This window comes from Xylanimonas ulmi (assembly GCF_004216535.1).
GTDB classification, from domain to species: Bacteria; Actinomycetota; Actinomycetes; order Actinomycetales; family Cellulomonadaceae; genus Xylanimonas; species Xylanimonas ulmi.
In genome coordinates this window covers 3,467,353-3,483,243 of record NZ_SGWX01000001.1, presented here as the reverse complement: position 1 = coordinate 3,483,243, position 15,891 = coordinate 3,467,353, and the positions used below count along the sequence as shown (strand labels likewise).

At 70.0% G+C, this 15,891-nt stretch carries 15 protein-coding genes and 1 pseudogene; 13 read left to right on the top strand and 3 right to left on the bottom strand.

The window, feature by feature from the left end:
* The first annotated feature begins 94 nt into the window (after positions 1-94).
* The 4 genes from EV386_RS15995 (at position 95) to EV386_RS15980 (ending at position 5,015) form a co-directional block, all read left to right on the top strand.
* On the top strand, positions 95-1,417 hold the full coding sequence (locus EV386_RS15995; RefSeq protein WP_130416298.1) for a glycosyltransferase 87 family protein: 1,323 nt from the start codon (positions 95-97) through the stop codon (positions 1,415-1,417).
* A 109-nt stretch (positions 1,418-1,526) separates the two neighbouring features.
* Positions 1,527-2,690 (top strand): glycosyltransferase family 4 protein, encoded by a 1,164-nt coding sequence (locus tag EV386_RS15990; protein WP_130416297.1) that lies wholly within the window; start codon positions 1,527-1,529, stop codon positions 2,688-2,690.
* 1 nt (position 2,691) lies between these two features.
* Entirely contained in the window at positions 2,692-3,951 is a 1,260-nt protein-coding gene (locus tag EV386_RS15985; protein ID WP_130416296.1) for a glycosyltransferase, read from the top strand.
* 2 nt (positions 3,952-3,953) lie between these two features.
* Positions 3,954-5,015, top strand: a complete 1,062-nt coding sequence (locus EV386_RS15980) for a GDSL-type esterase/lipase family protein (RefSeq protein WP_242608114.1) — start codon at positions 3,954-3,956, stop codon at positions 5,013-5,015.
* Positions 5,016-5,052: 37 nt separating this feature from the next.
* Here the strand turns inward: EV386_RS15980 and EV386_RS15975 are convergent, their stop codons facing one another.
* Positions 5,053-5,391, bottom strand: a complete 339-nt coding sequence (locus tag EV386_RS15975) for a YciI family protein (protein ID WP_130416294.1) — start codon at positions 5,389-5,391, stop codon at positions 5,053-5,055.
* Positions 5,392-5,811: 420 nt separating this feature from the next.
* Here EV386_RS15975 and EV386_RS18880 point away from each other — a divergent pair, with 420 nt between their 5' ends.
* Complete coding sequence (locus EV386_RS18880; protein ID WP_278025453.1) at positions 5,812-5,946, top strand: hypothetical protein; 135 nt, start codon at positions 5,812-5,814, stop codon at positions 5,944-5,946.
* A 276-nt stretch (positions 5,947-6,222) separates the two neighbouring features.
* Here EV386_RS18880 and EV386_RS15970 read toward each other — a convergent pair whose 3' ends face one another.
* On the bottom strand, positions 6,223-7,347 hold the full coding sequence (locus EV386_RS15970; RefSeq protein WP_207216556.1) for a ParB N-terminal domain-containing protein: 1,125 nt from the start codon (positions 7,345-7,347) through the stop codon (positions 6,223-6,225).
* A 474-nt stretch (positions 7,348-7,821) separates the two neighbouring features.
* Here EV386_RS15970 and EV386_RS15965 point away from each other — a divergent pair, with 474 nt between their 5' ends.
* The 3 genes from EV386_RS15965 (at position 7,822) to EV386_RS15955 (ending at position 10,735) form a co-directional block, all read left to right on the top strand.
* Complete coding sequence (locus EV386_RS15965; protein WP_207216555.1) at positions 7,822-8,880, top strand: DUF262 domain-containing protein; 1,059 nt, start codon at positions 7,822-7,824, stop codon at positions 8,878-8,880.
* Positions 8,867-9,613 (top strand): hypothetical protein, encoded by a 747-nt coding sequence (locus EV386_RS15960; protein ID WP_130416292.1) that lies wholly within the window; start codon positions 8,867-8,869, stop codon positions 9,611-9,613. The genes EV386_RS15965 and EV386_RS15960 overlap by 14 nt, the downstream gene beginning before the upstream one ends.
* Positions 9,614-9,715: 102 nt before the next feature.
* Positions 9,716-10,735 (top strand): hypothetical protein, encoded by a 1,020-nt coding sequence (locus tag EV386_RS15955; protein ID WP_242608006.1) that lies wholly within the window; start codon positions 9,716-9,718, stop codon positions 10,733-10,735.
* Positions 10,736-10,743: 8 nt separating this feature from the next.
* Here the strand turns inward: EV386_RS15955 and EV386_RS15950 are convergent, their stop codons facing one another.
* Entirely contained in the window at positions 10,744-12,420 is a 1,677-nt protein-coding gene (locus tag EV386_RS15950) for an Eco57I restriction-modification methylase domain-containing protein (protein WP_130416291.1), read from the bottom strand.
* 89 nt (positions 12,421-12,509) lie between these two features.
* Between EV386_RS15950 and EV386_RS15945 the strand changes: the two genes are divergently transcribed.
* From EV386_RS15945 to EV386_RS15925, 5 genes and pseudogenes are all read left to right on the top strand, one after another.
* Positions 12,510-12,791 (top strand): hypothetical protein, encoded by a 282-nt coding sequence (locus tag EV386_RS15945; protein WP_130416290.1) that lies wholly within the window; start codon positions 12,510-12,512, stop codon positions 12,789-12,791.
* A gap of 127 nt (positions 12,792-12,918) precedes the next feature.
* Complete coding sequence (locus EV386_RS15940; RefSeq protein WP_130416289.1) at positions 12,919-13,146, top strand: hypothetical protein; 228 nt, start codon at positions 12,919-12,921, stop codon at positions 13,144-13,146.
* A gap of 526 nt (positions 13,147-13,672) precedes the next feature.
* Positions 13,673-14,254, top strand: a pseudogene (locus tag EV386_RS19020) (replication initiator); the annotation flags it as partial.
* Positions 14,255-14,393: 139 nt separating this feature from the next.
* Positions 14,394-14,606, top strand: a complete 213-nt coding sequence (locus EV386_RS15930) for a helix-turn-helix transcriptional regulator (protein WP_207216554.1) — start codon at positions 14,394-14,396, stop codon at positions 14,604-14,606.
* Positions 14,607-14,714: 108 nt separating this feature from the next.
* Complete coding sequence (locus EV386_RS15925; protein WP_165399972.1) at positions 14,715-15,824, top strand: tyrosine-type recombinase/integrase; 1,110 nt, start codon at positions 14,715-14,717, stop codon at positions 15,822-15,824.
* Positions 15,825-15,891 lie beyond the last annotated feature (67 nt).

Here is a 15,891-nt window from a genome sequence, read left to right as displayed (position 1 = left end):
GCGCGGATCGCGGGCCAAGAGAACTCGGCGCCGCGGCGCGCGCACTGTGTCCCGCTCCCAGCCCGCCCGTCGGCTCGTCTGTCACCATGGGCCGGTGCCCGCCACGCCGACCACCGACCGCTCCCACGCCGCCCTCGCCGCGGCGGGCGAGGTGCTGCTGTCCCGCTGGGGCCTGATCACCGGGTTCGTCCTCGCCCACGCGTGGATCGTCCTGGACGCGATCTCCTGGCAGGGCGAGATCTTCGGCGACGTCTCGCTCTACCACTGGTGGGCCCACCAGGGGTTCGCTACGGGCAACTGGCCCGTGCTCGACTACGACTGGGTCTACCCCGCCGCGGCGCTGCTACCCATCGCGGCCCCGGCCGCGGGCACCACCGGGTTCCTCGCCTACGCGGTCGTCTGGTCGGCCGGGGTCATCGCGCTCAACGCCGTCGCGATGTGGACGCTGGTGCGCACACCCCCGCGCGGCCGCCTCGCCGCGTGGTGGTGGCTCGTGTTCCTCGTCGCACTCGGCCCCATCTGGCTCGGTCGGCTCGACGGCGTCGCCGCGCCGCTCATCCTCATCGCGCTGCTGCTCGCCGCGCGCCGCCCCGCGGTCGCGGCCGCCGTCGCCACGCTCGGCGCGTGGATCAAGATCGCGCCCGGCGCCGTCGTCGTCGCGCTCGCGGCCACGGCGCACGGTGTGCGGCGCCTGGTGCGCGACGTCGTCGTGCCCGGCGCGGTGGTCAGCGCCGTCGTCGTCGGGCTGGCGCTGGCCGGCGGCGCCGGGGCGCGCGCGTGGAGCGTGTTCGGCGAGCAGGAGGCGCGCACGCTGCAGGCCGAGTCGGTCGCGGCCACCGCGTTCAGCGTGGCCCGCCTGTGGAACCCGGACGTGCGCATCGAGTACAACGACGTCATCTTCACCTACGAGGTGCACGGCGCCGCGGCCCGTCAGGTCGCCTCGCTGCTCGACGCCGCCCTGCCGATCGCCGTCGTCCTGATCGGCCTGCTGGCCTGGCTGGCCGCACGACGGCGCCGGGACCTCGCTGGCGACGTGCTGCTGTTGAGCGCGGCCGCCACGCTGCTCGCGCTCATCGTGTTCAACAAGGTGGGCTCGCCGCAGTTCATCGCCTGGCTCGGACCGCCCGTGGCCGCCGCCCTCGCCCTCGCCGGGCCCGGCGCGCGACGCCTGTGGTCGCCGCCCGCGCTCGGGATGCTGGGCGTCGGCGTGCTGACCCAGACGCTCTACCCGATCGCCTACGGCGAGTTCCTGCGCGGCGAGGTCTGGATGGTGGTCGTGCCCGCGCTGCGCAACCTCGCGCTCGTGGCGCTGCTCGTCGGCGCCGTGTGGCGGCTGGGCCAGCTCGCACTGCCTGATCGGCGAGCGTCCCGGAACGTCGCACTCCGGGGCCGGGAAGCCGACATTCCGGGACGCTGAGGCTCCCGCAGCCAGACGCCGGCGGAGTTCGACTGACGTTCTTCGGGGTTTCCCCGGCCCGACGCCCTGCGGGTACCTCCCGGCCAACCCGCCCTGGTGCCCTGGGACCATGAGGGTCGCCATCATCGCCGAGTCGTTCCTGCCGCAGGTCAACGGCGTCACCCACTCGGTGCTGCGCGTGCTGGAGCACCTGGAGCGCCGCGGACACGAGGCCCTCGTGCTGGCGCCCGACGCCGACGACGGCGTGGTGCCCCCGTTCGTGGCCGGCGCGCCCGTGGTCGAGATGGGCGCCGTCGGGCTGCCCGGCTACCCCCAGGTGCGCCTCGTCGTCGGCCAGCGCGCCCGCATCCAGCGCACGCTCGCGGCGTTCGGGCCCGACGTCGTCCACCTGGCCTCGCCGTTCGCGCTCGGGTGGCACGGGATCCGCGCGGCCGACAACCTCCACCTGCCGACCGTCGCCGTCTACCAGACCGAGGTGCCCGGTTACGCGGCGCGGTACGGCGTGCGCCACCTGGAGCCGCTGCTGTGGCGGCGCGTGCGCAACGTGCACGAGCGCGCGACGCTCACGCTGGCGCCGTCGTCGGCGGTGCTGGCCTCGCTGACCGAGCGCGGGCTGCCCCGGCTGCGGCTGTGGGGGCGCGGCGTCGACACCACCCGGTTCCACCCCCTGCGCCGCGACGCGCGCTGGCGGGCGGCCGTGGGGGCCGGGCGCCGGCTGCTGGTCGGGTACGTCGGGCGGCTGGCGCCCGAGAAGCAGGTCGAGGACCTGCGCGCGCTGGCCGACCTGCCCGGCGTGCGCCTCGTCGTCGTCGGCGACGGACCCGAGCGCGAGCCGCTCGAACGCCTGCTGCCCGGCGCCGTCTTCACCGGCATGCTGCGCGACGGCAACCTCGCGCGCGCCATGGCGAGCCTCGACGTGCTGGTCCACCCCGGCGAGCTCGAGACGTTCGGGCAGACGCTCCAGGAGGCGCACGCGAGCGGCGTCCCGGTCGTGGCCCCGGCCGCCGGCGGGCCCCTCGACATCGTCGACCACTCGCGCACCGGATGGCTCTACCCACCCGGCGACCTCGACGCCATGCGTGAGCGCGTCGTCGACCTGATCGGCGACGACCGCAAGCGGCGCGCGTTCGGCGTCGCGGCACGCCGGCGCGCGTTCGGCGTCGCGGCACGCCGGCGCGCGACCGGGCGCACGTGGGCGGCCGTGTGCGACGAGCTGCTGGACCACTACCGCGACGCGCGGCTCGCCCACGCCCGCACGGCGAGCGGGGTCTGAGATGCGGATCGTCCACGTCGCCAACTTCTACGGGCCGCGCTCGGGTGGCATCCGCACCGCGATGCACGCGCTCGCGCGCCAGTACCGCGGCCACGGGCACGAGCCCGTGCTGGTCGTCCCGGGCGAGCGTGACGCCGTCACCTGGCACGACGGCGTCGCGGTGGTCACCGTGCCCGCCCCGCGCGTGCCGGGGCTCGGCGGCTACCGCCTGGTCACGCGGCCCGCCCGCGTGCGGCGACTGCTCGACGCGCTCGCGCCCGACCGCCTCGAGGTCTCCGACCGCACCACGCTCACCGGGCTGGGCGACTGGGCGCGCGCGGCGGGCGTGCCGTCCGCACTGTGGCTGCACGAGCGCGTCGACGGCGTGCTGCGCGCGCTCGGGCCCGGCTGGGGCGCCGCACGCGTGACCCCGCCCGTGGGCGCCGGGCTGTGCGCGTTCGCCGACGCGCTCGGGGCGCGCACGCTGCCGAGGTTCGACCACCTCGTGGCCACCACCGCGTTCGCCGCGGGCGAGGCCGAGCGCCTCGCGGCCCGGTGGCGCGCGCGGTCCGTGCGCGGCGGCATCCCCGGAGGACGGGTCCCCGCGCTGCCGCCGCTGCACCGCGTGCCGCTCGGCGTGGACCTGGAGACGTTCACCCCCGACCGGTGCCGCGCCGCGACACGCGCCGAGCTCGCACCCGACGGCGCCGCGCTCGTACTCGTCGTCAGCCGCCTGTCGCGCGAGAAGCGTGTGGACCTGGCCGTCGACGCCGTCGCGCGGCTGCGCGCCGACGGGCGACGGGCGCGACTCGTGGTCGCGGGGGCCGGGCCGCTCGCGGGGGCGCTCGAACGCCGTGCGCGACGCCTCGGGGTGCCCGCCACGTTCCTGTCGTTCGTGCCCGACCGGGCCCGGCTCGCGACGCTGCTGGCCAGCGTCGACGCCGTCGTCGCGCCCGGGCCCGTCGAGACGTTCGGGCTCGCGGCCCTCGAGGCGCTGGCCTCGGGCACGCCCGTGGCGGTGAGTGCGACGAGCGCGCTGCCCGAGGTGGTCGGCGGCGCCGGGGCGGTCGCCGCGCCCGAGCCGGACGCGATCGCGCTCGCCGTGCACGACCTGCTCGACCGACCGGTGGGGGCGCGACGGGCCGCCGCGCGCGAGCGCGCCGAGCTGTTCCCTTGGGCGGCGGCGGGCGCGGCCATGCTGGCGATCCACCGGGCGGGCGAGGGCGCCACGGGCTCCGGCAAGGCGGTGGGCGCGCGGGAGCTCTCGGAGGTCGGCGCGTGACCATGGCCCCGCCGTCCGGAGGGCCGGCCGGGCCGGGCGAGCCGGCCGGGCCGGGCGAGCCGGGCGGGCTGGGCGCGGCGGGCGCGCGGCGGGGCGCGCAGGGCCCGCGCATTGTCGCTCTGGGCGACTCGATCAGCGCGGGCGTCGGCGACGCCACGGGCGGCGACGCCCCGCACGGCGCGGGCTGGGCCGCGCACCTCGCGCACCTGGCCGGCGCGTCTCAGTTCGTCAACCTCGCCCGCAACGGCGCCCGCGCCCAGCACGTGGTCACCGAGCAGCTCCCCCACGCGCTCGACCTGCTGCCCGACGTCGCCACGCTCGTCATCGGCGGCAACGACGTGCTGCGCTCCGACTTTTCGGCGTACGACGTCGCGCGCGACCTGTCGACCGCCGTCACCGCGCTGCGCGACTGCGGCTGCTCGGTCGTGCTCGCCCGCCTGCCCGCGATCGGCCTGTTCGAGCTCATGCCCACGCGCGTGCGCCGCGTCATGCGCGCCCGGGTCGCGGCCGTCAACGCCACGGTCGACGCCGTCGCGCTCGCCGCGCGTCCGCGCACCGTCGAGCAGGTGGCGGCGGCGAGACGCGGCCGCGACGGTCAACGCCCGCGCCAGGGCGCCGTCGTCGTCGTCGACATCCAGGCGGCCGCGCGCGACCTCGGCCACACCGCGTGGCACTCGGACCGCGTGCACCCGTCCGCAGCCGCGCACCGGCGGCTCGCGGCGCTGGCGGCGATCACGCTGGGTCGCGCCGGGGTGCTCGACATCCCGGGCGTGCGGCCCGCCGTCGTCGTGCCGCCGGGCCGCACCCAGGCGTCGCCGCCAGGCCCCGACACCCTCGCGGCCCTGGTCGCCTCGCTGCCGTCGGCGCCGCCACCGGCACCCGTCCGCGCCCGGCTCGCGTGGCTCATCGTGGCGGGGATCCCCTGGTGTGTGCGGCGCGGGCGCGACTTCGCGCCAGGTCTGCTGCGCGCGCTCGCCGACGACGTCCGCGGCCGCTCCCCCGACGCGTCGCCATCGCTGACGGCCACCGTCGAGACCGAGCCGCGCACGCCGCGGGCGGCGTAGCGGGCGGCGTCATTCGCCCAGGGTGCGCTCGACGGACTCAGACGTCGGGGTCGTCCATGATCTCGCGGACTTCCTGGTCACAGCGGCACGCCCACGCGAACTGGACCGCCCACGCCTCCGCGTCGGCGCGCGTGGGCACGTCGAGGACGCAGAAGCCGCCGACCACGGCCTTGGTCTCGGGGAACGGCCCGTCGACCACCGTCCCGTCGGCCGAGACCACGGTGGCCCGCTGCCGCTGGAGCCTGCCGCCGAAGACCCAGACGCCCGCAGCCTGGGCGGCGCGGACCACCGCGTGCGAGGCCACGCCCGCCGCAGCCAGGTCCTCGCCAGAGACGGTCATCGCTCCGTCGTCGAACGAGATCAGGTAACGGGTCATCACAGTCCTCCTCGGTCCAGGGCTGGGTGCGACTCACGTCGCGCACCTGTGGACCATCCGGCCACCCGAGACTCATCTGCGGGGAACGCTGGCCGGGGTACCCGTAGCGGAGCACGGGACGCTGGCGGTTGACCGCGTCAAGGGCGGGCGCGGCCCATCGCGCGCAGCGACGCCGTCGGCACCCGTGACGCGGGTCGGAGTCGGCCAGATGCTCGGCTGTCGATGCGGGGCCGGACGCACGTCGATGCTCATACGTCAGGCATTGACGATAGGACGTCAGACATGAGGACCATCACCCGGCAATTCCTGTCACGACTCACGGCGGAGGCTCTGGCGCTGGCAGACTAAGAAGGCACCGTCGCGGTCAACGACCGGTGGACCCTTGTCGCTGGGACCGAACCTGCGGATCCACTGGCAGCCTTGGTCGCCCGCGGCCTCGTCCAGGCCGCCCAGGAGCCGATTCCGTCGGGCGACGGAGCGGCCGCCGCGAACGCGCACGCGTACACGTCTGCTGAGGTCGACGAGCTCGTCGAGTGGGGCAAGGGCGGTCACTGATGCGCGTCGCCTACGTGACTCCTCTGTCGCACTCCGGAGGTGGGGACACTCGGAGGCGCCGCACCGATAGCGGAGCACAAGAGACTGACGAAGGTCAGGGTCAAGGGTGGGCTTCGCCCATCGCATCGCGACGCCGTAAGCGCCCTTGATGGTTGCCGGAGTCAGCCGGATGCTCGGGTATTGGTACGGCGCCAGGACGCGAGATGGTGCAGGCGGCCAGCGCAGGTGCGCCACTCACAAGCCTTCCGACGAGTGGGCACCCGGCCGACCACCGTTTCACGCCTCGGGCATGAGACCGACGCGTCGCATGAGCTCGTCCGCCACGGCCTTGCGCGTCTGGAAGCTCATACGGAGCGTGAGGCGGTCCTGCCCGCCCTTGTCAGTGGCCGGAACAAGCGCTCCGATCTTGGTCCAGACAGGGTTCTCGTACGAGAAGTAGTCCAGGCCCTTGCCGCCGTGATAGACGGGTTCGGCCAGAGGCGCAAGCACCTGCTGCGGGTCCAGCCCCTGCGTGTAGATGGCGTTGGCGACGGCAATCACGCCATGGACCGAGAGGGCGGTTCCGGCCATGGAGGCTCCGCGAAGCGCCTGGCGCTCAGCCTTGCCGAGCCTCCCAAACTCGCGGCGGAAGCCGACGAGACCGTCCCAGAACTTGACCAGGAACGCGGCCTGCATTGCTTCCTCGGCCGGGTTCACGGGGTCGCCCTGCCAGTAGCTCTCCATCGCCTGGGTCAGGGTGTTGAAAGCCACCAGCTTGGAGCTGGAGGCGGAGACCGTGTTCTTCAGAACCTCGACATTGTCGATACCGAGGTGGACGCTGTCCTGGAGCAGGGTTCGCGCAATGCGCTTCTCAGCGTTGTCCTGGTAAGCAAACTTCGCCGCGGTGTCGTTCACCTTGTCACCGCGGGTGTTGTAGTCCGATCCAACTCTCGCAGCGAGCTCTTCTCCGGCGATCCAGATCCGCGTGGCGAACGTCGTGCTCCCGCGAAACGTACCGAGCTCGTTCCGTCGAGCCATGAGGATGCTCGTGATGCGGGACTGCGAGTCGACGCCCGTGTCGAGTGCGCCCTCGTAGATCTTGATCGTGTAGTCACCGTCCTCGTCCCGCTCGACCTCGTAGACGGCAGAGCTCGGATCCAACCGAACGCTCAGATTCCCCATGACCGCGTTGTTCGCGAGCAGCTCCTCGGTCCATCGCTCGACCTTGCGCTTGGTCTTCGCGCCCATCCTGCCGGTCTGCCAGTCAGGACGGATGTTGCCCTTGAGCTGAAGAAGGCCCGTCCGCTCGGCCTCGTCAAACCAATCGCCAGTGAAAATGCCCTCGAAGTGCTTGGCGCCAGCATCGTCCACCTCGCGCAGGTGCACGATCTCGGCGACCGGCTCACCCCTATACGTGCTCATGTCGTCCTCCTGTGATCGAGACTCACCCCCACCGGGCAGGCTCATACGTGCAATGATATAGGGGTACGTGCGTTGTGTCAACAGTACGTGTCACACTGGAGCGGTACGTGTCCCCAGGGGGTGGACGAGCTCGACGGGGCGAGCCGTGCGACGACCAACGCAGACACTGCCGGAAGCTGCAACGATCCGACGCGGCCTCGGGGACAGTCGGAATCGGCGCGCTTGTCGTGCGCCGGGCCGGCCGGGCGGGGTGCGCGGAGGCGCGAAGCGCCGGAGCGCGGGGCCCCGGAACGTGGTGCCCCGGGAGGCCCGGCCCGCGCGGCGAAGCCGCGCGCTTGAGTCAGTAGGGAAAGTCCTCACGAGATCCGCGGACGGCGCCGCGGCCCGTTTCGCCGCGTTCCGCGCCCAACAGCGTCAACTCGCCGGGCGACGCTTGTCGCGCGAACCCGTCTGTCTGACCCATAGGATCGGGCCGTGGTAGCGACCGTTGACTACGAAGCACTTGAAGCACAGCTCACCAAGGAACGCAAGAAGGTCGACGTGTCAAGCGTCAGCTTTTCGGTCCGCGAGCTTGTGCGGATGTTCGCCGACGGCGAGCTTAGCATCGCGCCGTCGTACCAACGGAAGTACAGGTGGTCTGCAGCCGTCGCCTCGACGTTCGTCGAATCCGTCTTCCTAGGACTCCCAATTCCGCCCGTGTTCGTCGCCACAAATGATAACTTTCAGTGGGAGGTCGTCGATGGCCTCCAACGCATCTCGACACTCATCATGTTCCTCGCAGAGGATGAAGCGCACCTCAAGGCGATCCGGCGAGAGACTCCACTCATTCTCGAAGGCCTAGATAAGCTCTCGCAACTCAATGGCGTCGCGTTCGGCGACATGCCGGTGTCGATCCAGCGCTACTTCGGCCGCCAGCCCCTGCAAGTCATCTCACTCACAGACAAGAGCGACAAGGAGGTTCGCTTCGATCTCTTCGAACGGTTGAACTCTGGCGCCATCTCGCTGTCGCCTCAAGAAGTCCGCTCAGCCGTGTTCCGCGGCGACTTCATCGACTTCCTCGAAGGATTGGTATCTGACCCCAACTTCGCAAGCTTGCTGAAACTCCAAGAGGCAAACAAGAGCGACGGCACGGCAGCGGAGCAGGCACTGAAGTTCTTCGCATACAAGAACTACCGGGAGAACTTCCAAGGCGCTGTCACAGACTTCCTAAACTCGTATGTCGAGAAATCATCAAAGAGTTTCGCATACGCGGACGAGGGTCGCCTTTTCGCAGACACCATGAAGCATCTCGCTTCCATAATTCAAGGCCCCTTCCTCCGCCGAAACACCCACGTCACACCTCTGGTGCAGTTCGAGGCCTGCGCAGTTGCGGTTGGTGAGTTGATCGAGGCAGGCGTCCCTCTCGTTACGCCAGATCAAGACTGGTTAAACGATAGCGAGCTCGTCGACTCGAGCACCGGTGGCACAAACACCCGTTCGATGCTGCGCCGAAGAATTGCTCGCGCGAAGGTACTCCTCGGTGGCGAAGAATAGGCCCCTCGCCCTTCGCGCAGTCGAACTAGCCGAGGAGTGCGCAAGCCGACTGGACCAATGGCGGGCGTTTCTGCTCCGCTTCACCGATGGGTCGATGCCAGGACTAGCTGAGGATGACTTCCTGGGCAAGGAGATGCGCGCGGCAGCTGTCGTGGCGACGATGGCAGAACTCGAGCGGCTCGTTCGCGAGATCCTCGTCGGACTCTCCTACGAGATTAATGGCGCCCGCCTGGAGGTTCGACGGCTTGTGCCTGGAGTTCGCGTACTCGCCGCACACTCGAAGTTCCAGAGTCTTTCGGACACGCGCAATGCCGATTCACATTGGGCAAGCCGCCTCGAAGTGAGCCGCCTCGAACTTGATACGGAGATCGCTCGACTGCCAGGGCCCACATCGAGCGGACCGCAACCACCTCTGGACGGTCGGACCATTAGGCCAAGTCACCTTAGGCGGGTATGGTCCTTACTTGAGATCGGTGGCGACGCGATGCCATCTGCCTCAGCGGATGCATCGATCACAAAACTCGCGAGCGTCAGAAACGACGTCGCACATGCAAATGCGCCGATCGACGAGTTGTTCCATAGAGATGACGAGTCCCGGTCAGCGAAGGAGATTGCCAGATACATCGAAGATGCGACGCTTGTACTCCTTCATATCGGGTCCGAAATCGCCGACTACGCGCGTCAACGCCGCTACCGAGTTGATCGATCCTCGGACAGCCCGGCGGCGACGTAGTCGTCGAGCTTGTCTCGACGGTCGGCCACTTCATGTGCGTCACGTGGCCGTGCCGACAGTTTCGGAGCATCGGGAGCCGTGCCAACCGCTACGCTGCCCAGCGTGAGCGTGAAGACCAGAGCCTGGGCCTACTTCGATCGCATAGTCGCCGACGCGGCTCTCGACGGAGCCCACAGCAACCCGTGGATCATCGACCCTGAGGGGCTCCTGGCCTACGCAGCGGACTTTGACACGCTCGAGCGCCTGCTCGGTGTGCCTCTGTACCTCAAGGCCGCCACAACGACCGGCGTGCCCGCGCTCGCTCTCGATGTGTGGCTGAGCTACGAACTCCGACGTGCGGGCTTCGGCAAGGACGCTGTCTGGCCGCGCGCCGCGCACCCACGGATCCTGCCGCAGCCCGTCGCCAAACTGATGGATGGTGCGCCGAAGCGGCTCCAGGCGGAGATCTCGAGGCTGCTGACGACGAAGACGTCGATCCAGGGCGTGACGTCGTCGTCGGCGAGCATCCTCGGGAAGAACTACCTCAAGCAGGTCGACGTCATCATGACGGACTGGCAGACCGGGCCTGAGTTGCTGATCTCGACCAAGCGCATGGACTCGTCATTCGGGAAGAACGCGGCGAACCGTGTCGAGGAGTCGTATGGCGACGCGAAGAACCTTCGGCTCCGTCACCCGCTCGCAGCGCTGGGCTTCCTGTTCGGGCTCCGCTCGACGATCCTCGACGAAGAGCCCGACAAGGCGGAGTGGCTGATCGATCTCCTGGAGAAGCTCGGCCGTGAGGACGACGCGTACCACGCGACGTGCCTAGTCATGATCGAGTACGGCGGGAGCGTTGAGGCACCGGCGGATGACGACGTCCTCGATGCCGAGAACCCTCTGGTGTCCGCCGGGCTCGAGAGCGAACCGGAAGACGAGGACGTTCCTAGCGAGCCGAGCTCCGACGTCGATGCAGTGCTTGCCGCACTTCCCGCCGTGAAGATCCTGCATGACAAGATCCCGGCCGCGCTGTCCCCTTCACGGTTTCTCGGGACGATGGTCCGCCGTGTCATCGACGCAACTCCCGTGACCATGCACCGTGAGGCACGGGCGCGGATCAGGGAAGTCGCCGACAGCGTGTACTGACCCCGGCGTCACCCGAACAAGGACGGTGATCTGCCGGGCCCGACACCTCGGACAGCGGCCATCGTTCCCTCGGGCAGGCCGTAGGCCGCCTCTGCAGCCCGCGTCGCCGCGGCGCGGTCTCGCGCTCGGAACGCCTTCCGCAGTTGTGTCGCGATCTCGGGCGGAATCGCCTCAGGCCGGGGCACCCGGATCTTGCGGAGGTACTGCGCCTGGAACCGTAGCGTCCCCCCGCGCATCTTGACGCCATAGGCGTCGACGAATGCCTCGGCGACCTCGCTCAGCAGCAGGCCACCGAGCACCTCGAGGTCCCACCCCGTCGAGACGATGTAGTACAGGTTGTGGTGCGGGTAGAGGCCGCCGGGCTCGAGGACGGGTGTGATCTGCGCCTTCATGTCCTGGAGAAGCAGCTTCGGACGCTCGGCCAGGCCCGGGTAGACCTTGTCGATCGTCCGGTGCCACCGGCCAGGGTTCTTGCGCGCGACGAAGCGTCGCTTGACCGCCGGGTGCGCCGCCAGTGTCCGAGCCATGCGCGGGTACGCGGTCAGGTCGACGAGCTCGCCCCGCTCATCCCACGGGTTGATCAGGAGTCGACGAGCCGTGCCGAGGGTTCCGGCGCGAATGTCGTCGGCCATGACGAGGGGAAGGAGACGATCAGCCTCGACATCGGCGTGCGCGTCGACGATGAACGCCTTGTCCGCCCCGGACGCGACGCCGATCGAGATCTTCGTCGTGCCGCCCGTCTCCTCGAGCGTCGGGAACGTCTCGTTGAGCCGCTCAAGCACCCGGATCAGTGCTGGCCTGCCAGCCGGCCACAGGTCGCGCCCTTCGAACCAGTCAGCCAGCCGTGACCCGGTCCATCCGTGACCGTGCGCATCGTCGGCGCCGGACTTGCTGAAGTTGAGCGCCTCAGCGGCACCGCGCGGGCCGAACTCGTCCGTCGTGTCGAGGACGGCCACGGTGCCCTGTTCGTGCCGGGCAAGGATGGTGATGGCCGGGTACGCAGATACCTCGGCGTGGAACGCGTCGACGTCGTGCATCTGCCACAAGGCCTCGACCGCGTACCGCTCGGCGACGAGCTCCCGTAGGCGCGCACCGTATGCGTTGCGCATCCACCGGTCGGCGCAGATGTACCCGAGTTTGCCGTCAGGCTTGAGCATCGCGAGTGCGCGCTCGTAGAACCCGACGAAGATGTCGGCGCGACCCCACATCGTGGTCCATCGCGCGCGGTAGGCCGCCTCGGTCTCGTCGTCGAGGTCGTCAGAGCGAATGTATGGCGGGTTCCCGACGACGAAGTCGGCCGGGGTGTCCGCGTCGTCCAAGAGGAAGTCGGCGCTGCGAAGCCACGTCATCGCCAGCCAACGCGCGACGCCGTCGGACGCTCCGTGCGTGCGCAGGATCTCGGCGACCAGCGCTTGACAAGACTCGACGTGCTGGGGCCGGAGGTCATACCCACGGACAGCGTCGGCGAGATCCTCGAAGCGCACGCCGTGCGCCGTCGCGCTGGCAGCGAGCCTCTCGACGACGGGGCCGATGAACGCCCCTGAGCCCACCGATGGCTCGACGAGAGTCGTAGCGGCCAGGTTCCGATCGGCCGTGTAGCCCACGAGGTCGAGGATGGTCTCGACCACCCAGCGTCGGGTGAAGACCTCCCCGTACTCGACGAACCCCACTTCTGCCACGGCCATGGTCGGGATCCTTTCACGCGGGTGTGACACGGCAACGCGACGTGGTCAACGTGCACCATACTGCACGTTGCGCGCGTACAGTCTCGAGCATGGTTGAGTCGCCGAGCTCTGAGTACGACGAGCACCGCGCCCGCGCTCGTGCTGCGATCACGCGTCAGGCGAAGGCGGCTGAAGCTGACCGCCGTGCGCGTCTGGACCGCGACGCGGAGGTGCTGGCGATGCTCGCGATCCCCGGGGCCACGCTCGGGAAAGTTGCCGCCGATGTTGGCCTGTCCAAGAGCATGGTGGCCTACATCCAGAGGACGCAGCAGCAGACGATCACGACGGCCGAGCAGGCCCGCGCGTTCCTGGCGCAGCACCCCGACGCCTGACCCTCGGCGGGCGGTCCGGCAGCCGTTCTCCACCTGTTCCGCCAGACCCCTTGCGATCACTCCAGATCGGCGCAACGTGTAACGCATTAGACGGTATGTGTTTCACGCTGAACGAACGGGGACCCTCATGTTTGCTACGACCGGCATCGCCGGGTGGATCGAGACCAACCTGGTCCCGCTGATCCTGATCGTCATCGCGATCGGGGTGCTGTGGGCCGGCAACGCAGGCAACGTCTCGAAGGCGGTGACCAAGATGGGCGTCGCCCTGGTCGGGTTGCTGTTCCTCGGGATGGTCCTGTCTGGCAAGGCCGACGAGATCAGCGCTTGGCTGTTCGGCCTGGTCGGTGGGGCGTGAGCCATCATGCGCCTCCCGGACGACGACGACGAGATCTACGACGTCGACATGACGTACCTCGGCCCTCCCGGGTACTACATCGCCCGCCTTCGCCTTCGCGTGGTGATGATCGTCCCGCTGCTGGCTGCGCTTGGGGCGGCGCTGCTGTACCGCACCGGCATCGGCTTCTCGTTGCTGTCCGTCGGGATCGGCCTGGCCGTCGTCGTGCGGCTGTCCGTCTGGATCGCTGACCACGCTTCACGCGAGCGGCCGATCTCCGTCCTGGCCGCGACGTTCGGGCACGAGCTCGGCGCGGTCCGTCGCCCTCGGAAGGGCTTCCGGTCCACGACGACGAACGCGTTCCGGCGTCGGCGCAGCGACCTCGGCGTGCAGCACGTCTTGGTGGCAACGGACCGACGGCTCCGCTGGCGCTCGTACGCCAACGAGGCCGCCTCAATCCGGGCGGTGGAGTGGTCCACTTCCACGCGCTCATCCGTGTCGACGGGCCGGACGGACCGGGCTCCCCGCGCCGATCACCGCCTCGCGGGTGTGCGACATCGTCACCGCGGCCGCCACTGCCGTCGTCGTCACCGCGGCCCCTGTGGACGACGAGGACATCGCGCGCGAACTCCACCTCGGCGTGCAGACCAACGTGCGGGTCGTGCGCGAGGGCGGCGTTGTCGGCGACGAGATCACCGCTGAACAGGTGGCGGCCTTCCTCGCCAAGTACGCCACGAAGTCGGCCGGCGTCGACCCTTCGCGACCGGCGCCGCACCACGAACGGATCATGGAGACGTGCCGGTCCCTCGCGGCTCGCGCGCTCACGGGCTGCCCGTTCGGGTGTGACGAGCGCGCCGGGGATCGTCACCCTGGCCTGTGCGGCGACTGCAAGGAGAACCCCTCCGCGCTCCTCGGTCACTGGTCCACCATGCTCGGCTTCCGGGGCCACTTCTCCACCAAGTCACGCCACTACTCCGTGACCCTCGGCCGCCTCCGCGCCCGCCGGCCTCGCGCGGCCCGGCTGCTCGCTGAGTCCCGGCGCCGCGGCGAGACCCTCGACACCCGCGACCTCGAAGCCCGCCTCCTGGCCGACGAGGAAGAGACCACGCTCGTCGTCGGCGCCTGGACGTTCCAGGGCACCGGCTGGCCTCGCATCGGGGACACGGCTCTCGCCGACGCCGCAGCCGCGCGCGCCCGCGAGTACGCGCAGTGGCGAGCCGAGCACCGTCACGAACAAGCGAGCACCATCCGAGAGAGGGGAACCCGAGATGAGCAGCACGACCGAACAGACCACCCGTCGGCGACTGATGACGCCCGCGGAACTCGCCGAGTACCTCGGCGTGACGATGTACTGCGTGTACGCCTGGTCGAGCCACGGCGGCGGGCCGAAGGTGATCCACGTCGGTGGCCGCCTGCGGTACCGGCCCGACGACGTCGAGGAATGGCTCGACGCGGTGACCGACGACCGGCGGGAGGGCTGACTGATGCCCAGGGTTCCGCTCGACCCCGGTCGCTGGGGTGTGATCACGCGGCAGGAACTGTCCCCTGGCGTGTGGCGGGCTCGGGCGTCCTACCGGGACTTCGCGGGAGTGATCCGCAAGTACGAAGCGCGTGGTGCATCGGGAGCCGAGGCGCAGCGCCGCCTGGAGGACAAGCCCCATCGCGTCGTCACCGACGCCACGGTCGGCGGGTTGATGCCGATCGCACCCGAAACCCGGATGAACGTCGTCTTCGACCAGTGGGTCGCCGAGAAACATGCGGAGGCTCAGGTCGTTCCGCAGTCGATGGAGAAGTACGTCGGGGTGCTCGACCGGGATCTCCGACCAGCGCTCGGCGCACTCCGCGTCCGCGAGGTGACACCGGTCGCTGTGAACCGGGTGCTCATGGCGCTCACGAAGGCGCGGAAGTACGCGACTGCAAGGCAGTGCCGGAACGTCATGCAGCAGGTCATGATGCTGTGCGTTCGGTACGGCGCCGCTCCCCACAATCCCGTGCGCGACGCGATGACCGTGCGGACGCCGAAGCGCGGCGAGGTGAGGACCATCCCGCTCGAGGACATCGCCCTTCTCCGCAAGGCCGTCCGGGCATGGGAGGACAGGCCGGCCATCCGAGGGTTGCGGAACGTGTCGATGCTGCCGCAGATCGTCGACACGATGCTCGGCACCGGGCTACGGATTGGCGAGTGTCTTGCACTCCGGGAGGAGGATCTCGACCTCGATGCGGAGGTGCCGACCCTGACGGTCGAGGGGACGGTGGTCCGGGCCGGCGGAAAGCTCCTGCGCCAACCGATGCCGAAGTCCGACTCGTCTCGTCGAACCATCAGCCTGCCGAACTTCGTCGTCGTCGCGCTTCGCGAGGCTCTCGACCTTGGCCTCGATGGCGGTCCCGACGGGCTCGTGTTCCCGACGTCGACCGCAAGGCCGCGCTCGCCCTCGAACGTCCGGACCCAACTCAAGCACGCGCAGCAGGGCACCGGACTCGACATCCGACCGCACGACTTCCGGCGCACGGTCGGCACGATGGTCGCCAACACGACGTCGATCGCCTCCGCCTCCGCGCAGCTGGGCCACGCCGGCGAGGCGACGACGCGGCTGCACTACGTGAAGCGGAATCGCCTCGCTCCGGACCTGCGAGTCGTCATCGATCAGCTCGTCACCCAGGCCTCCGCAGACCTGGCCGCGGGAACGAAAAAGCAGTGAAAAAGCAGTACGGCGGAATGCGAAGAGCCCCAGCCGCACGATTCTGCGGCTGGGGCTCTTGCGGGGG

Bases quoted from the DNA above. Each gene is read 5' to 3' on its own strand.
- EV386_RS15990 (WP_130416297.1), top strand. From the start codon at position 1,527: ATGAGGGTCGCCATCATCGCCGAGTCGTTCCTGCCGCAGGTCAACGGC.
- EV386_RS15985 (WP_130416296.1), top strand. From the start codon at position 2,692: ATGCGGATCGTCCACGTCGCCAACTTCTACGGGCCGCGCTCGGGTGGC.
- EV386_RS15980 (WP_242608114.1), top strand. From the start codon at position 3,954: ATGGCCCCGCCGTCCGGAGGGCCGGCCGGGCCGGGCGAGCCGGCCGGG.
- EV386_RS15975 (WP_130416294.1), bottom strand. From the start codon at position 5,391: ATGACCCGTTACCTGATCTCGTTCGACGACGGAGCGATGACCGTCTCT.
- EV386_RS15970 (WP_207216556.1), bottom strand. From the start codon at position 7,347: ATGAGCACGTATAGGGGTGAGCCGGTCGCCGAGATCGTGCACCTGCGC.
- EV386_RS15950 (WP_130416291.1), bottom strand. From the start codon at position 12,420: ATGGCCGTGGCAGAAGTGGGGTTCGTCGAGTACGGGGAGGTCTTCACC.
- EV386_RS15945 (WP_130416290.1), top strand. From the start codon at position 12,510: ATGGTTGAGTCGCCGAGCTCTGAGTACGACGAGCACCGCGCCCGCGCT.
- EV386_RS15940 (WP_130416289.1), top strand. From the start codon at position 12,919: ATGTTTGCTACGACCGGCATCGCCGGGTGGATCGAGACCAACCTGGTC.
- EV386_RS15930 (WP_207216554.1), top strand. From the start codon at position 14,394: ATGAGCAGCACGACCGAACAGACCACCCGTCGGCGACTGATGACGCCC.